The sequence below is a fragment of the Treponema rectale genome (genome assembly GCF_014202035.1).
Classification (GTDB): domain Bacteria; phylum Spirochaetota; class Spirochaetia; order Treponematales; family Treponemataceae; genus Treponema_D; species Treponema_D rectale.
Map to the genome: position 1 here is coordinate 358121 of NZ_JACHFR010000001.1, position 23023 is coordinate 381143.

The 23023-nt window shown below is 35.9% G+C and carries 23 protein-coding genes; 17 read left to right on the plus strand and 6 right to left on the minus strand.

All coding sequences use genetic code 11. From position 1 onward, the window contains the following. Window positions 1-17: 17 nt before the first annotated feature. The gene (locus HNP77_RS01465; RefSeq protein WP_184651386.1) at window positions 18-1493 is read left to right on the plus strand and encodes a sodium ion-translocating decarboxylase subunit beta; all 1476 of its coding nucleotides are present in this window, start codon (window positions 18-20) and stop codon (window positions 1491-1493) included. Between the two features lie 87 nt (window positions 1494-1580). Here HNP77_RS01465 and HNP77_RS01470 read toward each other — a convergent pair whose 3' ends face one another. The 3 genes from HNP77_RS01470 to HNP77_RS01480 are packed head-to-tail and all read right to left on the minus strand — an operon-like array spanning window position 1581 to window position 2490. Beyond that, window positions 1581-1787: a DUF3791 domain-containing protein gene (locus tag HNP77_RS01470; protein WP_184651387.1), complete on the minus strand. Its 207-nt coding sequence runs from the start codon at window positions 1785-1787 to the stop codon at window positions 1581-1583. 2 nt (window positions 1788-1789) lie between these two features. After that, window positions 1790-2278 (minus strand): DUF3990 domain-containing protein, encoded by a 489-nt coding sequence (locus HNP77_RS01475; RefSeq protein WP_184651388.1) that lies wholly within the window; start codon window positions 2276-2278, stop codon window positions 1790-1792. Further along, the gene (locus HNP77_RS01480; RefSeq protein WP_184651389.1) at window positions 2275-2490 is read right to left on the minus strand and encodes a DUF3791 domain-containing protein; all 216 of its coding nucleotides are present in this window, start codon (window positions 2488-2490) and stop codon (window positions 2275-2277) included. The genes HNP77_RS01475 and HNP77_RS01480 overlap by 4 nt, the downstream gene beginning before the upstream one ends. Before the next feature lie 203 nt (window positions 2491-2693). Between HNP77_RS01480 and HNP77_RS01485 the strand changes: the two genes are divergently transcribed. Continuing rightward, the gene (locus HNP77_RS01485) at window positions 2694-2987 is read left to right on the plus strand and encodes a primase-like DNA-binding domain-containing protein (RefSeq protein WP_184651390.1); all 294 of its coding nucleotides are present in this window, start codon (window positions 2694-2696) and stop codon (window positions 2985-2987) included. 25 nt (window positions 2988-3012) lie between these two features. Next, a complete protein-coding gene (locus tag HNP77_RS01490; RefSeq protein WP_184651391.1) occupies window positions 3013-3192 on the plus strand; it encodes a hypothetical protein in 180 nt (59 codons plus the stop codon). 83 nt (window positions 3193-3275) lie between these two features. On the opposite strand, the gene HNP77_RS01495 is transcribed toward HNP77_RS01490, so the two are convergent. Then, window positions 3276-4301: a helix-turn-helix transcriptional regulator gene (locus HNP77_RS01495; protein ID WP_184651392.1), complete on the minus strand. Its 1026-nt coding sequence runs from the start codon at window positions 4299-4301 to the stop codon at window positions 3276-3278. Between the two features lie 96 nt (window positions 4302-4397). On the opposite strand from HNP77_RS01495, the gene HNP77_RS01500 reads away from it, so the two are divergent. From HNP77_RS01500 to HNP77_RS01530, 7 genes are all read left to right on the plus strand, one after another. Beyond that, on the plus strand, window positions 4398-5696 hold the full coding sequence (locus HNP77_RS01500; RefSeq protein WP_184651393.1) for a hypothetical protein: 1299 nt from the start codon (window positions 4398-4400) through the stop codon (window positions 5694-5696). Between the two features lie 71 nt (window positions 5697-5767). Next, window positions 5768-6751, plus strand: a complete 984-nt coding sequence (locus HNP77_RS01505; protein WP_184651394.1) for a hypothetical protein — start codon at window positions 5768-5770, stop codon at window positions 6749-6751. Window positions 6752-6778: 27 nt separating this feature from the next. Beyond that, entirely contained in the window at window positions 6779-7438 is a 660-nt protein-coding gene (locus HNP77_RS01510) for an ATP-binding protein (protein ID WP_184651978.1), read from the plus strand. Between the two features lie 89 nt (window positions 7439-7527). Then, window positions 7528-7938 carry a hypothetical protein gene (locus tag HNP77_RS01515; protein ID WP_184651395.1) on the plus strand — a complete coding sequence of 137 codons (411 nt, stop codon included), beginning with the start codon at window positions 7528-7530 and terminating at the stop codon, window positions 7936-7938. A 61-nt stretch (window positions 7939-7999) separates the two neighbouring features. Further along, on the plus strand, window positions 8000-8674 hold the full coding sequence (locus tag HNP77_RS01520; RefSeq protein WP_184651396.1) for a hypothetical protein: 675 nt from the start codon (window positions 8000-8002) through the stop codon (window positions 8672-8674). A gap of 164 nt (window positions 8675-8838) precedes the next feature. Beyond that, entirely contained in the window at window positions 8839-9237 is a 399-nt protein-coding gene (locus HNP77_RS01525; protein WP_343042519.1) for an exonuclease domain-containing protein, read from the plus strand. Between the two features lie 76 nt (window positions 9238-9313). Then, window positions 9314-9886, plus strand: a complete 573-nt coding sequence (locus HNP77_RS01530; protein ID WP_184651397.1) for a hypothetical protein — start codon at window positions 9314-9316, stop codon at window positions 9884-9886. A gap of 8 nt (window positions 9887-9894) precedes the next feature. Here the strand turns inward: HNP77_RS01530 and HNP77_RS12270 are convergent, their stop codons facing one another. Further along, window positions 9895-11226 (minus strand): hypothetical protein, encoded by a 1332-nt coding sequence (locus HNP77_RS12270; protein WP_221266504.1) that lies wholly within the window; start codon window positions 11224-11226, stop codon window positions 9895-9897. Window positions 11227-11862: 636 nt separating this feature from the next. Between HNP77_RS12270 and HNP77_RS01540 the strand changes: the two genes are divergently transcribed. Together HNP77_RS01540 and HNP77_RS01545 are read left to right on the plus strand one after the other, a co-directional pair. Then, entirely contained in the window at window positions 11863-12126 is a 264-nt protein-coding gene (locus HNP77_RS01540; protein ID WP_184651398.1) for a type II toxin-antitoxin system Phd/YefM family antitoxin, read from the plus strand. Beyond that, window positions 12123-12434, plus strand: coding sequence for a type II toxin-antitoxin system RelE/ParE family toxin (locus HNP77_RS01545; RefSeq protein ID WP_184651399.1), 312 nt, complete (start codon window positions 12123-12125; stop codon window positions 12432-12434). The genes HNP77_RS01540 and HNP77_RS01545 overlap by 4 nt, the downstream gene beginning before the upstream one ends. 222 nt (window positions 12435-12656) lie before the next feature. Here the strand turns inward: HNP77_RS01545 and HNP77_RS01550 are convergent, their stop codons facing one another. After that, window positions 12657-14348: a SulP family inorganic anion transporter gene (locus HNP77_RS01550; RefSeq protein WP_221266505.1), complete on the minus strand. Its 1692-nt coding sequence runs from the start codon at window positions 14346-14348 to the stop codon at window positions 12657-12659. A gap of 96 nt (window positions 14349-14444) precedes the next feature. On the opposite strand from HNP77_RS01550, the gene HNP77_RS01555 reads away from it, so the two are divergent. The 5 genes from HNP77_RS01555 (at window position 14445) to clpB (ending at window position 23021) form a co-directional block, all read left to right on the plus strand. Then, window positions 14445-15821: a flagellar motor switch protein FliG gene (locus HNP77_RS01555; protein ID WP_184651401.1), complete on the plus strand. Its 1377-nt coding sequence runs from the start codon at window positions 14445-14447 to the stop codon at window positions 15819-15821. Window positions 15822-15839: 18 nt separating this feature from the next. Continuing rightward, window positions 15840-18839, plus strand: coding sequence for an insulinase family protein (locus HNP77_RS01560; protein ID WP_184651402.1), 3000 nt, complete (start codon window positions 15840-15842; stop codon window positions 18837-18839). 34 nt (window positions 18840-18873) lie between these two features. Beyond that, the gene (locus tag HNP77_RS01565; RefSeq protein WP_184651403.1) at window positions 18874-19092 is read left to right on the plus strand and encodes a hypothetical protein; all 219 of its coding nucleotides are present in this window, start codon (window positions 18874-18876) and stop codon (window positions 19090-19092) included. Between the two features lie 72 nt (window positions 19093-19164). Beyond that, window positions 19165-20343 carry a hypothetical protein gene (locus HNP77_RS01570; protein WP_184651404.1) on the plus strand — a complete coding sequence of 393 codons (1179 nt, stop codon included), beginning with the start codon at window positions 19165-19167 and terminating at the stop codon, window positions 20341-20343. Between the two features lie 77 nt (window positions 20344-20420). Beyond that, window positions 20421-23021, plus strand: coding sequence for an ATP-dependent chaperone ClpB (clpB, locus tag HNP77_RS01575; RefSeq protein WP_184651405.1), 2601 nt, complete (start codon window positions 20421-20423; stop codon window positions 23019-23021). Window positions 23022-23023 lie beyond the last annotated feature (2 nt).

Here is a 23023-nt window from a genome sequence, read left to right on the forward strand (position 1 = left end):
TTTATCAGGAAGTTAAAATGCCTTTTTCTAAGACTGAAAATAATAAAAAAATCGCATTCGTAATGATTGCCATAATGGCAGTTGCAGGAATTATGGGTATTATGAAGACTGCATTTACAAAAAATGCAGTTATTTCAGAAAAACAGATGGTTCTTGCACAGTCAGATGACGTAAAGACTGATGCTGCAGCAACTGAAGAAGCTTCAGGTATGGATCGTGTTATTCCAGGAACTGAAAAATGGAATGGAAAACATGATATTCGCCCTGTATCTTTCTTGAAGAATCTCTGGCAGACAACAGGTATCTATCAGATGATTCATTCAACTGCTTCGGAAACAGAAGCTGAAGAGGCAGAGGAAGAAAAAGTAGACCCGTTTGCAGGAAAGAAAGCTCCCGGCTATCAGTACCTTATAATGATTGCCATCGGTTTCCTTATCGTATATCTTGGAGCTGGACGTGGTTTTGAACCGCTTCTTCTTATTCCGATCGGATTTGGAACTGTTCTTGTAAACATTCCCGGGGCAAATATGGGAGTGGCTCCGGACGGAATGCTCAGCATTATTTATAATGCCGGAGTAGGAAATGAATTCTTCCCTATGCTTATCTTTATGGGTATCGGAGCAATGACAGACTTCGGTCCTCTTATTGCAAATCCTAAGATGGCTCTTCTTGGAGGAGCAGCTCAGTTCGGTGTATTCTTTACACTGTTTGGAGTTTCTCTCCTTAACCTTATTCCTGGAGTATTTGATTATAATATCCTTCAGGCAAGTGCAATCGCTATTATCGGTGGAGCAGACGGTCCTACATCAATTTATGTAAGTGCCAAGCTTGCTCCTGAACTTATGTCTGTAATTGCCGTAGCTGCATATTCTTATATGGCTCTCGTTCCTATGATTCAGCCTCCTATCATGAAGGCTCTTACTACAGAAAAGGAACGCAAGATTCATATGGATCAGCTCCGCTATGTAAGCAAGACAGAAAAGGTTCTTTTCCCTATGATGCTTCTTGTACTTACAATGCTTCTTCTTCCATCAGCAGCTCCTCTTATCGGTATGCTTGCATTCGGAAACTTTGTAAAGCAGTGTGGTGTTGTTGAGCGTCTTTCTAAGACAATGGAAAATGAATTGATGAATATCGTATCAATTCTTCTTTCTCTTGGTGTAGGAAGTCAGATGACTCCGGAAAAGATTATTAACGGTAAGTCTCTTGGAATTATTCTTCTTGGCCTTGTTGCATTCTGTGTTGCCAGTGCAGCCGGAGTTCTTATGGCTAAACTTATGAATGTGTTCCTTCCGAAAGATAAGAAGATTAAACCTCTTATCGGAAGTGCAGGTGTAAGTGCCGTTCCTATGGCTGCCCGCGTTTCTAATAAAGTAGGTCTTGAATATGATCCTTCAAACTTCCTTTTGATGAACGCAATGGGACCTAATGTTTCTGGTGTTATCGGAACTGCAATTGCTGCCGGTGTATTTATCGCAACCTTTGCTAAATAATATTTGATAAAAAATACCGCCGTTTCTATTAACGGCGGTATTTTTTTTAACGCATCGATATTAAAAAAAACTCATTTTTAGATTTTCTCAATGTTTTTGTTCCAGCATTATTTCTTCTACAAGATAGGCATCACTTAAACAATGAAAATCGCTGATACCTTTACTCATAAGCGTATAAGTATTGGATTTGTAAAACATTTCCATGGCTTTTTCTTCGTCTATATTTGCTTTTTTTGCAAGTAGAGAAATAATACGAGCGTATTTCATCTGTAAAAGGGTTGCATCTGCTGTCATACTTATACTTCCTTTGCTTCATAGCTGGATTCAAAATGTAAAATATTATCTATGACTTCCTGGTTAATAAAACAAATCTGATTATTCGGTTTTTCAAATTTAAGACGTTGTAAGGCAGTTGATTTATCTATGAGACCTGTGAAAAAAAGTTCTACTGTGTTAAAGACTTTATCGTTTGCGATGCCGCCTTCAATGATGTCGTAATTCAGATATTCTTTTGAACCACTGCGGCAGGCGAGAACGAAATCAAGCCATTCTTCATTGTATTCTGGAAATTTCTTATAGCGGTATTTTTTCAGAATGTCAGTATCATCAAAATTGTAGATATTAATGATTCCTTTTTTTCCAAGAGAAATAAAACGCTGTATCCATTTTTCTGCCTGGCTCTGCATACTTGTTGTGTAAAAGCCTTTGCCAAAATCAAGGTTTTCACGACCGTAAGAAACAAGCGGTTTATCTACAATAAATGTTGAACCGTGGTAGAGTTTCATGCAACAAGATTCCTTTCTTTAAGGACTGAAATGATTTCGTTTACAATGTATTGTTTACTCTGAGTATGAAGTGCTTCATAAGAAGGAATGATATATGAATGAAGGAGACCTGAAGAATTGAGAATCTGGAATAATTCAGAACCAGATTTACCAAGTTCTTTTGCAACATTTTCAATGCAGAAAACTGAGTATTCTATCTGTTTATCACTCATAGTTTACCTCCTTTCAAAAGCATTTATATAAATAATATATCACTTTTTTTGATTATTTGCGATAACAAAATAAGTATATAGAAAAGAAGAACTTACCTCAGCTAAATCGAAGGAAATTGGACGTAAGCCAAGGGACGCAGCCATTGAAAATAACCATAAGTCGAAAAAGAGGAGTGGATAAAGGAATCTGGAGGCGTATTAAAATGATTCCTTTTGATGTAACGATTCCTCCGGAACAGAGGGATAAAAATCGTACTGAAAAGCTGATTGCAGAAAATGCAGGAATTTTGAACTGGCTTATTCAGGGCTATGCGATGTGGAAAAAAGAAGGTCTTGGAGATGCGGATGCGGTAGGAACTTTTGTAAATGACTGTCTTGAAATTGACGGTTCTTTGAGCTATCGGCTTCATACTAAGATTTTGTATGAGACTTATATCAAGTGGTGCAATAAAAATAATGAGCGGGTTATGTCTCAGAAGTGGCTGGGCTTGCTGTGAAAGTGGAATGAAGAGGTATTGTAAAATGAAAGTAAAAATAAGAAGACTTTATCATGATAAATGGAAAAATGTGACGCTGGCGGAAGCCCGTGAATTTTATAAGGAATTGAAACAACCTTTGACTGACAGGGCTTTCTTTTCGCATTTTAAGAATATTAGTTATTTTGATCTGTTACCTAAAATGAAGAGGAAACTATTTCAATAAATGTGGTGATACATAAATCGCTCCCCGAAGCGAAGGGGGTACCCCTGGCAAATCGGAGAGAGTTTGGAAGCTTTTTTTACTTGCTACGAGAAATCACCTTTAACTCTTTTCATCATTGTTTTTACAGTCATCTTCCAGTTATCAACAAACCAGTCTGGCGAAACAGGAATTGCATGCGAACCTTGTGACAAAATCCATTCCATTACTCTTAATGTCTGTGTGGACGAAAACTCAACACGCGTTTTTTCTTCATCGTCAAAGTCTGTGATTTTTTGATTGTCAGCCAGCATTCGCTCTTTTACAAATTCGCGTGTATCGTTATAACAATCAATTACAAAATCAACAGAATTATCAGACATAAAAGCACCGAATTTACCACCACCACAACGAGAAGAAAAATCGAAATCTTCCGGTAATTCAAAATGTTCAGAAGTAACAACAAGATTCTTAATACGACTTAATGAAAAAATCCTTTCTGCATTTCGCTCAAATGAAAAACCAAAAAGGAAACAAGAACCATCATCAAATAAGAATTGATAAGGAGAAACTTTTCTGTGAGTTGTTTCTGTATTCCAGCGACCATTATAATCAAACTCTACTATCAGATTATTGCGGATTGCATCAAGTAATTTTTTCCAGATTTGATGATCGATATTTACTTTAGGAACAGGTGGGACTGCAATTCGTTTTAAGAGAGAACTTTTTCCTATGCCCTGTGTATCAGTTACAAAATTGATAACCTCGGAAATAGAATCATATATTGGACTTCCTTCAAAACTAGAAAGAAGAGTTTTTGCAGCTGAAAGATAAAAAACATCTTCGGTAGAAATACTATTAAGAGCAAAATCCCAATTATCATCCATGTAGTAATAGCCGCCTTTGTCTCTATCAAACTCTAAAGGGGCGTGGAAATATGTACGGAGCATATCAATATCACGGTAAATTGTTGCTTCGCCAACTTTACTATAACCGGTTTGCTCACAATAAAGCTTTTGCAGTCTAGGAACATCAGGATACATACCTGCTTTAATGGCATTATGAATAATTATAAGACGCTCAAGCATTTTTTTATTAAGAGTACGTTCTGGTGTTTTTTGTTCTTGTTTCATAATTGTATTATAGCATGCATTACTATCATTTTGTGATAGTGAAAAAAAGAGTTAATACTTAAAAATAGTGCTATAATGAATATAAAGAGGTTCGTAATGTCGAAAACAAATTCAAATAGTATTACAAGTATATTAATTTATGAATTAAATAATAATAAAATATTTAGAAAAGAAATGCTTAAAGTATTTAGACAAATATCTAAATCAGATATACCTGAAAACATATTGTTTTATGATGGTACTCACTCTCCACTAAAAATTAAAACTATGGGTGAAAAAGAGGTTGATATTTATGCTCGTGTTCCTGGGAAGTATAAAATTTATTTAATGATAGAAGTTAAAGCTGGTATTAATGAAGATTTACAAGATTCACAAAAAATTGGTGGCGAATATTGGAATACTTCAAAAACTGGAATACCTTTGTTTTTTATTATACCTAAAGCTTATACTCATAAAAATGATAAGAAATATATACATGAAAATAATATTGAATGGGAAGATATTCGCAAGATTGCAGAAAAATGTAAAAATAGTAGATTTGCAGATCAAATAGCTCATTTCGTAGAATTAACTAAAGACACTACAGATTTTGATGATGAAAGTAGTGTTATTAAAAAGATTGCTGAAATAGAAAATTTCATCAAAGAAAAACAAAATTGTAGAGATTTATTAGATGCATGTTTAGAAAAATTCGATGATAAAGAGTTTTCTGAAACTGAATATGAATTTGGTTATTATTGGAACAATAAAACATATTTTTTAGGTTTTAATTATTTCGATATGTATGGGAAGAATTATATTCTTTCTTTAGATATTGCAGAAAGTTTAAACAATACGGAATTAGGAGAAAATGATTTTTATTTTTTGGAAGGCTGGTATTTAATTCCAATAAAGAAATTAAATAAAAAACAAATATTTAATATAGATAAACTCCCCGAAAGGTATAAAAAAATTATAGATTTTTCTCAAGAAGATAAATTAAAACGATTAGATTCTAAATCGCAAAATGTAAAATTAATAATAAATGATTTGGCATTAATAAATTCTTTATTAAAGGATATCTTCGAATCAATTTTTGAGAATAATGAAGAATATAAATTAGGTGATTATCAAAACGACGAATGGGGAATCGGTTATCATTTTGATGAGACAAAAAATAAAAAAAGACATTTCTTTATAGGTTTAAGTCCGCAATTGAAAAATAAATCATATTGTTTTTCAATTGCGGTTCAATTAAAAAAAGGAGAAACGAAGGAAGATTGGTACTTAGATCCTATGGGGGATGACTATGCATATTTCAAAATAAAAAAAGATAGTTTCGTTAACTGCAAAAATAAAGAAGAATTAAAAGAAAATCTTAAAAATGAAATAGAAAGAATAATTAATTTAATATAATATTCTTCCCACTATCACGCTCTGATAGTACCCTGTGTTATATATATACCTGTATAACACAGGAGGCTATCATGGAAAACTTTCAGAAACCAAATTTCGATGTCTTAAAAGCAATCTCAGTTCTGGCTAAAAAGCTTGAAAAATCACATCTTAAAATCAAACGTACTAATGAATTCAATAATGCCGAAGAGAAATTAAAAAAATATTTTGATACTACTTCTAGTGGAACCTGGATGCTCTGTGGAATTTTATCATATTATTTTGAGCATCATGGAAGTACATGCAATTTTAATGATCTATCCGATTTTTTTGATTGCCCTGTTATGAGTGTCATTGCATACAAAAAAGATATAGAAGACCTGCTTGCAAAAAGATACATAGTGAATAATAAATCTCTCATTGAAGATGAAGTTGAGATACATAATGATTTTGATATTTCAAAAAGTCTAATCAGATCTGTAATACATAATGATAAAATAATAATCGAACAAAAGAAAGCTGAAAGATCTATATTAGATCTTATTAGAAAAGTTGGAGACCTTTGTGATTCTTCTGAAGAAATGTTCGAAAAAACATTTCAAACAGAAGCAATCGAATACAAATATTGTGATTTTGATTTTATAAAGAAAGTAAAATTATTATTTCCAGATGATATAAATACAAGATTGTTCTTTTATGGCTGCTGTAATGATTTATTGAAAGGTTATGCATCATCATTACAATCAACTATAGAATGTTCTTACGATGAATCAGATAGATTTCAGATTGCAGAAAGCTTTATGGAAGGCAATCATCCTTTGTTAAAAATGGATTTAGTTGAATTTGTTGATAAATCAAATTTGACTGAGTCAACCATAGAGATAACAGCAAAAGCAAAAGAGATGTTCCTTGGAGAAAATGCGAAACTATTTATGAAAAGTGCAAAAGGAACAGATATTATTCAACCAGATACAATCAAACAAAAAGAATTATTTTACAGCCTAGAAAATGAATCAGAGATAAACAGATTAACTAATGCGTTGAAGGATGAAAATTTGTTTAATATCCAAACCTAATTAGTTGAAAAAGGATACCAAAAAGGAATTGCAGTTTTATTATACGGCGCACCAGGTACAGGTAAGACAGAAACTGTTTATCAAATTGCCAAGAAGACAGGACGAAAAATCCTTCATGTAGATATAAGCAGCACTAAGTCCTGCTGGTTTGGTGAAAGTGAAAAAATAATGAAAAAGATATTCGTTGATTATAAAAATCTTTGCAAATTATGTAGAGATGAAAAGGATGGAAAAATTCCTATTCTACTTTTCAACGAAGCGGATGGTATTCTTTCTAAAAGAAAAGATTCCACTATGGGGTCTGTATCTCAGGTAGAAAATACAATTCAGAATATCATTCTAGAAGAAATGGAGAAACTAGAAGGTATTATGATTGCTACAACAAATCTGGCAGATAATCTTGATGCAGCTTTTGAAAGACGTTTTCTATTTAAGATTAAATTTGAAAATCCAACAGTTAAAGCAAAAGCAAAAATATGGAAATCAAAATTAAATTGGCTTCCTGAAAATGAAATTGAAATGTTCGCAAGAAATTATGATCTAAGTGGCGGACAGATAGATAATATTGTTCGTAAAGTAACAATGGATGAAATACTAACAGGAAAACGACCGGAATATGAAGAACTTCTAAAACTCTGTAAAAAAGAAAAACTGGGAGAAACTGAAAGAAAAATCGGGTTTTTCTAATTTTTTTTTGTACTATCGCGAAATGATAGTGGCATATGTTATATATCAATTATAAATATTAGCTGCTAAAAAGCAGTTTAGGAGGATTTATGAAAAAACTTATTTCTTTGTTGGGGCTGTTGTTTTTAGCAACAGCAGTATTTGCGCAGACTTTTACATTAAAGACTGCAGACAAAAATCCATGTAAAATAACTCTTGATGGTGATTTTATCATTATTGAGGAAACCTTATTAGGTGGTTATATTAATCGTATTACTCTACCTAAGACTAAATTTACAGCAATAAAAACAATGGTTCCTACAGAAGAAGGCTGTAAATCTGTTATAAATAATCCACCTTATATGGAAACCACAGATAATATTTACATTGTCGAAGAGCAAAATAATCCACAAGTTATTGGTTATCTTTCTAGTATGGCTGTTTATCAGCAAAAAATAATTATGGGAATCTGGCTCAATAAAAAAGATATTGAAGCCATCGCTAAAAAGCTAAAATTATAAACAAATTAGATCCAAGGTTATTTAGACCTTGGATTTTTTGATTTTGTTATGAGGTTTAAAGATGAAAAGAAAACCAGAAATTTTGGAAGATTTACTAATAATCATTTTTGTTATACTTTTACTACCTTTTCCAAAAATAATTGAAGAAATCCTGGTAGGGCTTTTATTTTGCATTTGTTTCTTTTTTTGTTTTTGGGGAGATACAATAATTGGGAAACGGATTAATAAAATCTATGATTACAACTTGCCTTATTTAATTCTTGGAACAATGTTGCTGCAGATTCATTCAACACGCTTTTCTTTAGTAGCGAATAATACTCAAGATCAACTTTTATGTGTTCGCGTTTATCAATGGATAATAGAAAAATTGAATTTTACAGATACTGACAATATTGGAATCCTGATGTATTTTTGGTTCTTGATATACTTTTTATTTTTAATGTTTAGTAATGGAGCAAAACAAAGGAACACTCAAGAAGAAAAAACAGAAATCTATGAAGATTATAGTTTTATTCTTGAGAAATTAAGTAAGTATATGATTTCTTGCTTTGTTATATGTTTTTTTCATTTTGTTTGTGAAATAATTAAGGATATGATTGTTCTAAAATCAAATTTCGAAACTGCATTTTTATCAAAAATGGTAATAACAGTTGGGAATTGTATTCCGTTTGTTATTATTTATTTAATGATGGCTTGTTTCGTATATAAAAGGAAAAAATTGATTATATGTCTTTAGATTTTATTACAATAGATTTTGAAACTGCAAACACATATGCTAACAGTACGTGCTCAGTTGGACTTGTAAGATTTATTGGCGGGAAGGAAAACGGGAGTGTTTACTCTCTGATACATCCAGCAAAAATGTATTTTATACCAGAATGAACAGAACAGATTCATCATATTTCTTATGATGACGTTCGCGATAAACCGTATTTTCCTGAAGTTTGGGATACTATTATTACACCATTTATAAATGAAAATCTTGAGTTACCATTTGTTGCTCATAATGCTTGTTTCGATATGAATGTAATTAGAAAGTGTTGTGAATACTATAGAATGGAAAAACCTAATATAAGCTATTTTGATTCCTTACGTATAGCACAAAATACTTGGCCTGATTTTAAAGTTCATAAATTGACTTTCTTGGCTGAGCAATTTGGAATAGTTTATGATGCACATAATGTTCTTGATGATTCTCTTACTTGTGGAAAAATCGTAACGCTTGCAGCTGAAAAACAGGAATCAGATAATATTTCTGAATTATTAAAAAGATGTAATTTACAAATTAGTAAACTGTAAGTTTTTAGAGTGAAAAGTTCAACACAAATAGAAATAGAGTTTTGGAAAAAGAAAATAATGAATTATATCAAAACAAATGAACAAGCTTCGTTTAATAAAAAAAACATTGATACCTGTAAATAAAATTCCTACAGATATAACTGTAAGTAAGAAATTATCTGATAAAGTTACGATTTCAATATCAAATAACCATAAGAATGAAAATGGATTTTTCTGTTTTTCATTTTATTATAACAATAATAAAATATTTGGACGATTTTCGAATTATAAAGATGCAGTTAATTTGTTTAATAGCATTTATGAAAACTTCAAAAAAGACAATTCAGAAATACAAGTAAAAATAAAACCTATAATATTAAAAGAACAAGAATACTTATCTATTCTTACAGAAATTAAAAGTTTTGCGAATAACATGATGAATGGATCTGGTTTTGAATGGAAAATTATTGAATATGAAAACATTACAGTTTTACAAATAAAATTAAACTCCCCAAGAATTATTGAAATTGAAATACAACATAAAGCTTTTGCTAATCATCCGGAACTATTTAATGAGGATAAAATCCTAAACTCTATAAAAAAGATTAATGAGGCTTTGGAAAATGTTTTTTTACCTGTAAATATTTTAAATGATATTTATGGTAAATGAAGAAAAAACTAAATTGATGGAACATGAGTTCCTTTACACCAACCATTTGGATGTTTTGGGCAAGAACCACTTGTTAAACTTGAAATAGAGCTGGCGCTTGATCCACAATATCTACAAAAATATTTTGATTTCTCACTACCTTGATATGGTGAATGATTACCTTTACACCAGCCATTTGGATGTTTTGGACAAGACCCGCTTGTTAAACTTGAAATTGAACTTGCTTTAGAACCACAGTATTCACAATAATAATTTTTCTGCTCGTTACCTTGATAAGGTTCATGGTTTCCTTTACACCAACCATTTGGATGTTTTGGACACGAACCACTTGTTAAACTTGATATTGAAGAAGCTTTTGAACCGCAGTATTTACAGTAATATGAAATTGATGAACTACTGGAACGTGTACTACTACTACTGGTATAAGTAGATCTTGATGAACCTGAAGAACTACTAGAACCTGAGCCCGAAGAAAATATTGCATCTTTAAATACAGAAAGCAAGAAGATTAAACCAAATCCAACGCAAAAACATAAAGTACCACAAAGAACTTTTCCGATTTTACTTATAAACCAGGAATAAGGATTGCTTGTGATAGCTAAGCCCTGAACTTCACGGATTTGTTTCTTTTTACCAATAGTTGCTAATACTGCTATTGTACCTATAACAATAAGAGACATACTAAGACCAAGTAGAACATTAACCTTTGTTTCAGTTGGATTTTCAACAAACGAACCTGAGAAATAAACTAAACAACCTAAAAGTATAATAAACCATGGAAGTTCAACAATCTTAAACCATGTTTTACTACTTATATTATCATAAGACTCTATCTCCGGTTCTTTCTCAACTTTATGAGTTTCTTTTTGTGTTTTATTATTTTCTCTTTCAAGAGGCTCATTATTTGAAGATTCTTCAATTTCATTCTCGAATAGTTTTTTATTAAACATTTTGAAAAGAATGAAGTAACCTTTTATTTCGTCTCTAAGCCATTTTGATAATTTTTTTATTTGGACAGATTCTTCTTTTGATAAAATCTTTTTAAATTTAAATTTATCTTGTATAAGATTTTTACTACTATCTTCGTCTAGTGAAATTTTATCTATATTTTTATTGCGATCTGAATTTAATATTCCAAAAACAATATAATCTAAATATTTTTTATCGGTAGAAAAACCAAAGAAAAAAGGTACTGTTACACCTGATTTAGTTGCAGAGAATTTTATACCACAAGTATTATTAATTGAGGTATAAGATGAAATATTACTTATGGAAATTGTTTTATCTGTTGCTCCAGAAATGGCATTCTGCAGAACATTAAATATTTCTGTATTGTTCATAATTAATTCCTGTGATATTTATTGTGTATTAAAATGGTAACATATCTTTCATTTTTTTCAAGAAATGTCTAAACATGTAATATTATATATTGTTCTACTATCAAATCTTGATAGTATTTTATACACCCTCCGTGCCCCCAAGAGCGGTTCAATAGCATTCCTTAATTTTTGAAAAGGGGGTGTTGGGGGGGGCGCGGCAGGGGGAAAGGGGGAAAACCTTTTGCGTGCCCGCAGTTTTAAGTTGCGACACCCACCCGATGCATTTTTCATTAACGGACCAACTTGTAGAACTCGGATACGTTTGGCGGCTTTTGCAAAAAAAGTGCTTACTGCAACCGCCTCGGTAAATGTATTTTGCAGATTGATTTCTTGCGGTTGAAGATGAACTATTTCTTAAACGATGTTTAACCCGCGTGCGGAAACAGGCAGGACACAAAGCGGAACGCTACTGCGTAACGAAGTGAAGCAGATGCGTGGAGCGACTGGCCTGACTGTGCTTGCCTTGATTCTTACGTGCGTCGCTGCTTTACGTTGCTACCTTTTTTGAATTTTTTTATAAAATAAAGTTCTTGTCTGATATGATAAAATAATGATATAATTATGATAATAAAACTAACTGATAAGTGAGGTTCTTTTATGACACAAATAAGACCTGTATCTGACTTAAGAAATAAATTCTCTGAAATCGAAACTCTGGTTGCAGAATGCCAGGCTCCGGTTTTCCTTACAAAAAATGGTTATGGCTCAATGGTTGTTATGAGTCTTGATTTGTACGACCGTCTTACTGATAACATTGAATCAAAACTTGATGAAGCTGATATGCAGGCTAAAACAGATCCGACTCGTTATACTCACGAGGAAGTATTTTCTTCAATCCGTAATCAGATAAAGGCAAGATGAAGGACTATACTTTACGCTACCTTCCTATCGCGAAGCAGGATTTAGCTGATGCAATTAATTTTATTTTGAATGAATATAAAAACCCGATTGCAGCTGAAAATACTTTGGATAAAATTGAACAGGCAATTATGCAGCGTCTTGAAGATGGTCCTGAATCCTTTGCAATCTGGCAGTCTGCAAAAAAGCGTGAATATCCATACCGAAGAATAAATGTTGGAAATTATACTGTCTGGTATGTTGTGATTGATAACGTAATGGAAATTCGACGAATTCAGCCAGCAAGACGTAACGAAGAACTCTTTCTTTAGCAAATAATGCCTTTTTCTGTTTCTCAGCCCTCAGGGTTGATGACGAGAGTTCGATTCCATTTTGCCGCTCTTCAAAAGCTTATAGCAAAAAAAAAGCTTTCCTCGAAGGTGTACAATAAGATTGTTCAAGTCTATTGCATAACACCAGGGAGGAAAGCTGAATGGCAAATATAAGAGACTCGTTGAGTCATACAAAATGGCTGTGTAAATACCACATTGTGTTTATTTAAGAATTGTTTTTGCCCGTTCAATAGCATCCGTTATGTTTGCACAGATGTTTTCCCTTCCAAGTTTATCAGCCATTCCAGTTTTTTCACAAAGCATGTAAGGCTGTGTATGTATTCCTGAAAGAATTATTGTTATTCCTTTTCTGTCACAGGCTGCTTTTGCCTGTTCAAGAGCTTTGATTCCGCCTGCATCAAGATAAATTGTGTTTCTCATGCGAAGAATCAGAACTTTATAGGCTATTCCGGCATTTTCTACTGCTACTTCAAATTTTCTTACAGTTCCGAAGAATAAAGGACCGTCAATTTCGTAAACAATCGCACCTTCCGGGATATCGAGTTTTTCTTCCGGCATGTCGCGGTTTGAGGTTATTCCTCCTGTAAGGGTTTCCCTGTTATTCTGAACTTCAGAAAGGTCAATCATCTTCTTAATGAAGAAGAATGCTGCAAAGCCAAGACCAACTTCAATTGCTACCGTAAGATCTACAAAGACTGTTATAAGGAATGTAACTGTAAAAACACAGATATCTGATTTCTGTCCTTTAAGAAGAGCATTTATTGCCGGAAATCCTGCCATGTTCCATGCAACGTTTACAAGAACAGCTGCAAGAGCGGCCATAGGAATGAGGGAAGCATATTTTCCTGCAAACAGAAGGATTATAAGAAGAGTAAGCGCATGAATTATACCTGCAACTGGAGTACGGCCGCCGTTCTTTATGTTTGTAGCGGTGCGGGCAATTGCACCTGTTGCCGGAATTCCTCCGAACAGAGGAGAAACAATATTTGCAATTCCCTGACCGATAAGTTCTGTATCAGAGTCATGCTTGTCTCCTGTCATACCGTCTGCAACTGCAGCAGAAAGAAGTGATTCGATAGCTGCAAGAACTGCAATGGAAACTGCTGTCGGAAAAAGTGATGTAATTGTTTTTATTCCGAAATCAGGAAGGCTCGGTTTTGGCAGTGAAGTTGGTATTGCACCAATAGTTGCTGTTTTAAAACCGTGCTTTGCAAGAATTACGCTTAATACTGTAGTAACAATGATTACAATCAGTGAACCAGGGATTTTTTTTATGAAGCGGTTCCATATAAAAAGGAAGGCAAGGCTGGATGCTGCCATTATGAAGGAATACCAGTCAATCGTAGAAAAATATTTTCCGAAGGCAATCATCTTTGGAAGAAAGTCCCCGGGCATTTTTGTATAGGTTTCTCCGAGAATTTTAACAGGGTTTGCTTCACTTATACCGATTGAAAGACCGAAAAAATTACCGATCTGTCCGCCTGCAATAGTTACTGCGATTCCTGCGGTAAATCCTGTTACGATTGTATATGGAATAAACTTTACGAGTCCTCCCATTTTAAATACTCCCAGCAGTATAAGGAGAATACCTGCAAGGACAGTTGCTGTTGCAAGACCGGACATTCCGTATTTTGCAAAAATTCCGTAAACGATTACCGTAAAAGCACCTGTAGGTCCGCCAATCTGAACGGTACTGCCTCCGAATGCAGAAATGCAGAATCCGGCTATGATTGCTGTAAAGATTCCTGCTGCTGCAGTAACTCCGCTTGCTACCCCGAATGCGATGGCTAACGGCAGTGCAACTATTCCGACGATGATTCCTGCTACGAAATCACTTGCAAATTTTGATGCAGAATAGTTTTTCATTGAATTGATGATTTGTGGTTTAAACATATTCCTCTCCAAAAAATCTAACGGAGTCTATAATGATGTTTTTATTGATTTTTTACAATATTGCTGAATGAGTAAGAGTTATGATAAAATCAGAACATGAAGATTGAAGATTATGCACTGGGCGCTTATAAAAAAAACAGTTCTCAGTCAGGAAATATATCATCATACGAAAAATTTGAACCGCAGCATCAGAAAACAGAAAGCATTTCTTCCCAAATCCGGAGGAATGCTGAAGGCGGACACGAACCTTTAATTCACCGTGCGATATTTGAAAAAATAAATACCAGGCTGGATTCTGTATTCTCAAAAAAAAAGGCAGACGAAAAAACTAAAGCTGATTCCAAAATGGCGGCAGAGACAGGCGTGTGGTTTGAAGAAAAAAAATCCGTAGACAGTCTTGATGTAAAGGAAGCTGCCGATGCCCTGATTTCAGGTGGTCTTATAAAGGTTCCTGAAAGGGATGCTTCTGAAAAAACTGTAGAAGGGGACAGCATTTACCGCAGGGTTGCAAAGTTTCTGATTATCATCGGTCTTGATGAAGCTGCAAAAATACTTCCTCATTTAACTGAAGAGCAGACTGAAAAAATAATTCCGGAACTTGCTTCCATTCGTAAAGTTACACCGGAAGAAAGTGAAAAAATTCTTGCTGAGTTTCATTCCCTTCTTGAAAAGTCCAGGGAATCCGGTGGAGTTGATACTGCCAGAAATATTCTTACAAAAGCATACGGAAGTAAAAAAGCAGAGGAAGTTTTAAGCCGCAGCGTAAAGAATGCAGGTGAGAAACCCTTTGATTTTTTAAGTGATGCGGATGGAGAGCGTATCTCCCTTCTGATTCAGGGCGAAAGTGTGGGAGTTCAGGCTCTTGTACTTTCACAGCTTGAGCCTAAAAAAGCTGCAGCCGTCATTAACGGCATGGAAAAGGAACAGAAAGCCCGTATTGTTCTGCGTCTTGCAAAAATGGAAAGTGTTTCTCCTGACGTAATTAATCAGATAGCAAAGAGTCTGCAGCAGAAAATGCTTACGCAGAATACTGAGAATTCCGAGAATCTTGACGGCAGAAGTGTTCTTGCCCAGATTTTAAAACGTATGAGTCCTGACAACGAGTCCAATATTCTTTCAGGAATAAGTGAGACTAATCCGGAACTTGCCATGGATTTAAGGGAACGGCTTTTTACTCAGGAAGATATTGTAAATGCAGATGACAGGTTTATCCAGGGTAAACTTCAGGCAATGAATGAAAGTGAGATAGCTCTTTTAATTCACGGTAAGAATGAAGATTTCCGGGAAAAAATATTAAATAATGTTTCTAAAAACAGAAGGGCAGTCATTCTTTCTGAAGAAAATTTGATGCAGGTATTTTTGAAATCTGATATAGAAAAAATTACGCTTAGATTTTTTTCTGAGTTACGCAGGGCATGGGAAAACGGAGAACTGCGTATAAAGGGAAGGGATGACTGGCAGTATGTTGAATAAAAAATCGGCAGGTGAATAATGAAAAAAGGCGAAGTTTATAAAGGTTTTGAGGTAATTGACATTAAGAAAATTCCGGGATGTGCATCTAAAGGTGTATATCTTATTCATAAGGAATCGGGCCTTGAAGTTTTTCATCTTGTAAATAAAGATCCTGAAAATCTTTTTGCATTTGCATTCAATACCCCTTCAAAAGATTCAACCGGGGCAGCACATGTACTGGAACACAGTGTTCTTTGCGGTTCAAAAAAATATCCGTTAAAGGATCCTTTTCTTCAGCTGGCAAATCAGAGCATCAATACTTATCTTAATGCCTATACTGCCAGTGACAGAACTGTATTCCCGGCAAGTTCACCGGAAAAATCTGATTATTTTAATCTTATGTCTGTATATGCAGATGCCGTTTTTTTTCCTCTACTTAAGGAAGAGATATTCTCTCAGGAATGCTGCCGCGTGGAATATGACGAAAAAAATACGCCTTCCCTTCAGGGAGTTGTCTATAACGAGATGAAAGGCGTTTATTCGTCTTTTGATTCTGTAGTTTCTTCTGAAGATGAGAGTTCTTTAAGCAGGGGAACTATTTATGAATATGATTCAGGCGGAAATCCCTTTGTTATTCCGACCCTTACGCATAAAGCCCTGAAAGCATTTCATAAAAAATATTACTGTACTTCAAACTGCCGCGTTTTCTTGTACGGAAACATACCTACGGAAGAGCAGCTGGATTTTCTTTACGAAAACGTAATTGCCAGATGCAGATCCTACGGAAAACCTGCCGTGATGAAAAGCGTTATCCGCAAAACTCCGGCAGAGCATTTTGTTGAAGCTTACGGACCCTGTGAGGAAAATTCAGACAAAAAAAGTGTTTCGAATATTAACTGGAAAATTTCCGAGGAAGATTTCAGAAAAGATATTTCAAGAATAAGCCTTGAAGTAATGTTTTTAAGTGATCTTTTATGGGGCGACGACTGTGCTCCCGTAACAAAAGCTCTTCTTGAATCAGGTTTGGGAGATGACATTTCTCATCAGAGCGGTGTAGACGTAAACCGTCTTGAGCCTGTTATAACCCTGGGAATGTGCGGGGTTCAAAAAGAAAAAGCTCCTGAAGTCAGAAAACTTATCCTGAAAGTTCTGGAAGATGTCTGCAGGAATGGAATTTCTAAAGGGGATTATGAGCGGGCAGTCATGGGCTTTGAAGTAGCCAACCGGGAAGTCCTCAGATTCAACGGTCCGTATTCTCTTGTACTTATGAGAAGAAGTTTAAGAGGCTGGTGTTATGGAGAAAAACCGTGGACAACCCTTATGTTTGCTGATGAATTTGACCGTCTTAAAAAGAGAGCTGCCGCTGACAAAAACTATATAACGTCATTAATTAAAAAGTATTTCCTTGATAATCCGGACTGGTCTTTTGTGGTTACGACTCCATCTCTGGAATGGAACAGCAATCGTGATTCCATAGAAAAGAAACTTCTTAAAGAAAGAATTGCTCAGTCAACTGTTCCTGAATTGAAGGCCGAACTTAAGAAAATGTATGATTTTCAGAATGCTCCCGTGCCTGAAAAAGCAAGAAACTGCATTCCGCATTTAAAAGTCAGTTCCCTTAAAAAAATAGATGACAGAATTGATACAAAACATACTCTGGTTGATGGAATTCCCCTTTTTACTAATGAGGAGAACACCAACGGCATAACTTATGCAGACATCTGGTTTCCGGCAGATGTACTGAAGAGTTCATATTATCCGTATCTTCCTTTATTCTGTGAATGTATAGTGCAGTGCGGCTGGAAAGATGTTGACTGGAATGATGCTCTTCTGAAAATACAGCGGACAATGGGAAGCCTGTCTTTTACGACAAAAGCTTCTGCTGTGCCTGAGTGTTCAAGCCAGCTTGCCAGAGAGGAGCCTCTTACAGTTGGACGGGAATGGCTTTGCATGAGGTTTAAGTTTCTTTCTGAATATGCTGCACAATCCTTTGAAATTGTAAAAGACTGTATTTGCAGGACAGATTTTTCTGATACGGAACGCATAAAGACGATTATTAATGCGGTGTATGCAAATGCTGCTTCCTCCATTGTTTCAGGTGCCCATGTTTATGCGGCAATGCGTTCATCCTGTACTGACAGCAGGAATGGTGCCGTTAATGAAATCTGGCAGGGAATAACTCAGGTATTTACCTTAAAAAAGATAATGAAGGAAGGTGAGGCAGGCGTTGCAAAAAAATTCAGAAAAATTTTCTCTGCTATAAAAAAAGGCGGCTGCCTCATTCATATAACATCAGATTCTGATGGACTTGAATCTGTAAAAAAACTTCTTCCTTCCTTTATAAAAAGATCTGCGCTCGTACCTTTGAAGAAGAAGCGTAATATAAAGGACGGAAAATTCTATAAGCTTACGGAACTTCCCGGCAAAAACTGTGCAGGTTCTGAAACAGCTCTATATGATGAAGTTGTAATTATTCCTGGTACGGTCGGATATGCCAGTACAAACATAAAGTGTTCACCTTATGATACTAAAGAGGCTATGGAAGACTGTGTCTTGACTCATTATCTTGAAACCACTGATTTGTGGAAGAAAATCCGTACAGAAGGCGGTGCCTATGGAGTTTTCTTTTCTGCAAACTCAATCTCCGGTTATTCCAAGTTCGGAACATACCGCGATCCGAAGCCGTTTCTGTCCATTGATACATTCAGAAAATACCTTGAAGAAATCGGCAGTAAAGAAATAGATGCCGTGGATGTTGAAAAATCCATAACAGGAACTTATTCTGCAGAAATAGAACCGAAGTCTCCTGCCACCCGGGGAATGACGGGAATTTTCAGGGAACTTTACGGCTTTTCCGGTGAACAGAAGCTGCGGCGGCTTGAGTGGCTTTTAAAGATAACCCCTGAAGACTTAAGGAATGCAGCCCTTCGGTTTGAAGCTGCTCCTAGAAAAGGAAAAACCGTGGTATTTACTTCCAAGACTCTGCTGTCGGATAAAATTGAAAAAAAGAGTGGAAAAATTATTACTTTGCCCTTATAATTGAAGTATTATTTATAGGAATCAGGAGAATATCATGGATAAAAGAACCAAAGTTTTAGTCGGATTGCTTAAACAGCTTGTTTCAAATCTTCAGGGTGCTCCTTATCCTGGAGAAGATTTTGAGCCGGAATTATACAGAATCTGGTATGAGCACTGTCAGAAAAGTGCCGTAGACTGTTTTGAGTATCTCGAAGCAAACTTTGAGGATGAAAAGAAAGAGTTTTCAAAGTCTTTGGAGAAAATGTTTAAATAACACAAATAAATCTGCCGAAAATCAAAGTGAAGAGCTACGGCTCGTTTTTTCAATGATTTTGGGTGGATATATATGGATACAAAAAGAATTAGACGCAATAGCCGTTACATGCTGAAAGGGGCATTGCGTAAGTCCGGATTTGACTGCTGGAGGCTTGTTACCTGCGGTATCAGTCGTAAGACGGGCGAAGAAAAAACTTTTTTTATTGAATATTATGTAGTTAATCCTGCTCTTTCTCCTGATGATGTTGTTCTTGGATTTAAAAGCCGCTTTGCAGGTAATGAAGCAGATCTTCAGTATGCTCTTGCGGGAACGGAATCTGCAAAAACCTTTACTACGGAATCTTTAGTTCAGCCATCTTTTGTTATGGTTAAAGCCGGTGTGCTTTCAAAAGGCGGAAGTCAGTTAAACGCTTATTATCCTTCCAGTCAGCTTAAAATTAATGATTCAAATTTTATTCTCAGCGTAGGTCCAGGGGAGCGTCCGGACTGTGTGCTTTCTGATGATTATTCAGTCGGACGTGTTGCCGTTACCAGAGAACAGCTTCTTCACAGTCCTGAGATTCTTGGCAATCCTGGATGGATGGAATGGAACCTTCGTTTTGAACAGCGAATTGAATTTCAGAAAAATTATTCATCAAAAGACGTAAACTGGGCTGCTTTCGGTGCAAAAACAGATTTTAACGGCGAGATAATCTATAACGGAGAAGAATATATAGTTACCGCAAAAAAAAGTTTCGGTTACTTTGACAAGACCTGGGGAAGGGAATTTGTTAATCCTGTATTCCATCTTAATGCCTCAAACTGTCTCAGCGTTATTTCCGGAAAAAATCTTTTTAACTCCTGTTTTGCCGTTCAGGGAGAATTTAGTAAAAAACTGTCTGTTCTTGTTGACGTGGAAGGACTTCGTTGTGAATTTTCTGCTGATAAGAGTAAGAAATTCAGTTTAAGCTATGATTTTACCCAGATGCCTGTTGATGAGGAAGGCGAAAAACTTCACTGGACAGTAAGCGTTCATAATAAAAAGTATATAATTGATATTGACATTTACTGTCTTCAGGAAGATATGTCTTTAAGGGAATACGAGTGTCCTGAAGGCGGACGCAAGCTCATGAAGGTTTTAAGCGGGGCCAGCGGTTATGGTGAACTGAAAATCTTTAAATCTAAAAAGAAGAATATAGAACTTATTGAGCAGGTAAAAGTTTCCAACTGTGTCTGTGAATATGGAAATGTAGAACTTCCTGAATTATAAAAAAAATTTGTCATTTCAGCCTTTTATTAAGTATTTTATAAGTGACAGACAGTTTGAATGCCTGCCGGAGGTTGCTTATGGATTACGAAAAAATGACTCTTAAACTGCAGGATGGTATAAATGATGCAGGGACTCTTGCCCGGCAGAAAGACCATGCAGAAATTACCTGTGCTCATCTGCTTCATGCTTTTTTATCTCAACCAGACGGCATCATTCCTCCTTTGCTGGAACGCATAGGTGTTAATCCCTCCAGCCTGCTTAAAGAAATTGATTCGCTGATAGAAAAGTATCCGGTTGTAAAAGGACAGACTAATCTTTCTCTTTCTTCATCTGCGCAGAAAGCTCTTGCAAAGGCAGAAGGAGAAATGGATTTTTTTAAGGATCAGTTTCTTTCTGTTGAACATGTTTTTTTAGGAATGCTGGACTGTTCTGATGAGACGGCTTCCTTGCTTAAGGAGAAAGGAGTAAACAGAAAAGCTGTTCTTGAGGCTTTGAAAAGTGTCAGGGGAAATCAGTCAATTGATTCTCAGGATCCTGAAAGTAAAATGCGTACTTTGGAAAAATACTGCATAGACCTTACCGCCAGGGCCCGCCTTGATAAAATAGATCCTGTAATCGGTCGTGATGAGGAAATCCGCCGTGTAATGCAGGTTCTCTGCCGCCGTACTAAAAATAATCCTGTTCTTGTTGGTGAACCGGGTGTAGGTAAGACGGCCATAGTTGAAGGACTTGCCCGCCGCATTGCAGCTGCTGATGTTCCTGACAGTCTTAAAGACAAGAGACTTTTGAGTCTTGATATGGGGGCTCTGGTTGCAGGTGCAAAGTTCAGGGGTGAATTCGAAGAGAGATTTAAAGGGGTCATCAATGAAGTTTCTAAGTCTGACGGAAGAATCATTCTCTTTATAGATGAACTTCATACAATAGTAGGGGCTGGTGCTGCAGAAGGCAGCATGGATGCCGGTAATCTTCTGAAACCGGCTCTTGCAAGAGGTGACATGCATGTAATCGGTGCAACTACTTTGAATGAATACCGTAAATACATAGAAAAAGATGCTGCTCTTGAAAGAAGATTTCAGCAGGTATTCTGTGCTGAACCGACTGTGGAAGATACAATTGCCATTTTAAGGGGTCTGAGGGAAAAGTACGAAATTCATCACGGGGTAAAAATAAATGATGAAGCCCTTGTCAGTGCGGCAGTTCTTTCAAACCGTTACATAACGACCAGATTCCTTCCTGATAAGGCCATTGACCTGGTTGATGAAGCTGCCAGCCGTCTTAAGATGGAAATAGAAAGTCAGCCGGTAGAACTTGATATGATAGAACGGAAGATTCTTCAGCTTGCAATTGAAAAGCAGTCTCTTTCCAAAGAGGATGACAGGCAGAGTAAAGAACGCCTTGAAAAACTTGAGAAGGAACTTTCTGAACTGCAGTCAAAACGGGATGCGATGAAGCTTCAGTGGCAGAATGAAAAGTCTATGATTGAGGGAAGCCGCAAACTTAAGGAAGATCTGGAAAAGGCCCGCTTTGAGATGGAGAAATACACCAGAGAAAGTAAGCTGGAAAAAGTTGCAGAACTTAAATATTCAATCATTCCTGAACTGGAAGCAAAATTAAAGGCTTCTCAGGAAGAAAATAAAGCCGGTGACAATGACATCAGTGAAGAACGCAAGAGCCTTCTGAAAAAGGAAGTTACGGAAGAAGATATAGCACGTGTAGTTTCAAGCTGGACAGGTATTCCTCTGTCAAAGATGATGACTGGAGAGAAACAGAAATACATGCAGCTGGAGTCTGAACTGCATAAAAGGGTTATCGGTCAGAATCAGGCAGTACAGGTGGTTTCTGATGCAATCCGCCGTAACCGTTCCGGCCTTAATGATCCTAACCGTCCGCTGGGAAGTTTCCTTTTTGTCGGTTCTACAGGTGTCGGTAAAACTGAGCTTGCAAAAACTCTTGCAGATTTTCTATTCAACGATGAAAAGGCCCTTACCCGTATTGATATGAGTGAGTATATGGAAAAGTTTTCCGTTACACGCCTTATAGGTGCTCCTCCGGGATATGTAGGCTATGATGAGGGAGGCCAGCTTACGGAAGCTGTAAGACGCCGGCCGTACAGTGTCATTCTTTTTGACGAAATAGAAAAAGCTCATCCTGATGTATTCAATGTTTTGCTGCAGGTTCTTGATGACGGAAGACTTACTGACGGACAGGGAAGGCTTGTTGATTTTAAGAATACAATCATAATCATGACAAGTAATCTTGGATCACAGATGATTCTTGAAGAAACCCAGAAAAACTCTCCTCAGGAGAAGATAAATGCACAGCTTGATGTTCTTTTAAAACAGACTTTCAGACCGGAATTCCTTAACCGTATAGATGAAACTGTAATGTTTAATCCTCTTGATAGGGAATCTCTTATTCAGATTGTACGGCTTCAGCTGGCAAGAGTTGCATCCCGTCTGCAGGATAAGCATATTAATCTTGAGTATTCTGATGATGTCTGTGAGTTTATCTGTAATCATGGTTTTGACATGGCTTTTGGTGCCAGACCTGTAAAACGTGCAGTTCAGACTTACGTAGAAAATCCTCTTGCAAAGGAGCTTCTGTCATTTAATTTTGATGAAGGCTGTACTGTCAGAATTACTGTGGATGGGGATAGACTTTCTTTTGCAAGTGTTTAAAA

Coding starts and splice junctions, on each gene's coding strand:
- HNP77_RS01465 (WP_184651386.1), top strand. CDS start 18: ATGCCTTTTTCTAAGACTGAAAATAATAAAAAAATCGCATTCGTAATG.
- HNP77_RS01470 (WP_184651387.1), bottom strand. CDS start 1,787: ATGACAGCAGATGCAACCCTTTTACAGATGAAATACGCTCGTATTATT.
- HNP77_RS01475 (WP_184651388.1), bottom strand. CDS start 2,278: ATGAAACTCTACCACGGTTCAACATTTATTGTAGATAAACCGCTTGTT.
- HNP77_RS01480 (WP_184651389.1), bottom strand. CDS start 2,490: ATGAGTGATAAACAGATAGAATACTCAGTTTTCTGCATTGAAAATGTT.
- HNP77_RS01485 (WP_184651390.1), top strand. CDS start 2,694: ATGATTCCTTTTGATGTAACGATTCCTCCGGAACAGAGGGATAAAAAT.
- HNP77_RS01490 (WP_184651391.1), top strand. CDS start 3,013: ATGAAAGTAAAAATAAGAAGACTTTATCATGATAAATGGAAAAATGTG.
- HNP77_RS01495 (WP_184651392.1), bottom strand. CDS start 4,301: ATGAAACAAGAACAAAAAACACCAGAACGTACTCTTAATAAAAAAATG.
- HNP77_RS01500 (WP_184651393.1), top strand. CDS start 4,398: ATGTCGAAAACAAATTCAAATAGTATTACAAGTATATTAATTTATGAA.
- HNP77_RS01505 (WP_184651394.1), top strand. CDS start 5,768: ATGGAAAACTTTCAGAAACCAAATTTCGATGTCTTAAAAGCAATCTCA.
- HNP77_RS01515 (WP_184651395.1), top strand. CDS start 7,528: ATGAAAAAACTTATTTCTTTGTTGGGGCTGTTGTTTTTAGCAACAGCA.
- HNP77_RS01520 (WP_184651396.1), top strand. CDS start 8,000: ATGAAAAGAAAACCAGAAATTTTGGAAGATTTACTAATAATCATTTTT.
- HNP77_RS01530 (WP_184651397.1), top strand. CDS start 9,314: ATGAACAAGCTTCGTTTAATAAAAAAAACATTGATACCTGTAAATAAA.
- HNP77_RS12270 (WP_221266504.1), bottom strand. CDS start 11,226: ATGAACAATACAGAAATATTTAATGTTCTGCAGAATGCCATTTCTGGA.
- HNP77_RS01540 (WP_184651398.1), top strand. CDS start 11,863: ATGACACAAATAAGACCTGTATCTGACTTAAGAAATAAATTCTCTGAA.
- HNP77_RS01545 (WP_184651399.1), top strand. CDS start 12,123: ATGAAGGACTATACTTTACGCTACCTTCCTATCGCGAAGCAGGATTTA.
- HNP77_RS01550 (WP_221266505.1), bottom strand. CDS start 14,348: ATGTTTAAACCACAAATCATCAATTCAATGAAAAACTATTCTGCATCA.
- HNP77_RS01555 (WP_184651401.1), top strand. CDS start 14,445: ATGAAGATTGAAGATTATGCACTGGGCGCTTATAAAAAAAACAGTTCT.
- HNP77_RS01560 (WP_184651402.1), top strand. CDS start 15,840: ATGAAAAAAGGCGAAGTTTATAAAGGTTTTGAGGTAATTGACATTAAG.
- HNP77_RS01565 (WP_184651403.1), top strand. CDS start 18,874: ATGGATAAAAGAACCAAAGTTTTAGTCGGATTGCTTAAACAGCTTGTT.
- HNP77_RS01570 (WP_184651404.1), top strand. CDS start 19,165: ATGGATACAAAAAGAATTAGACGCAATAGCCGTTACATGCTGAAAGGG.
- clpB (WP_184651405.1), top strand. CDS start 20,421: ATGGATTACGAAAAAATGACTCTTAAACTGCAGGATGGTATAAATGAT.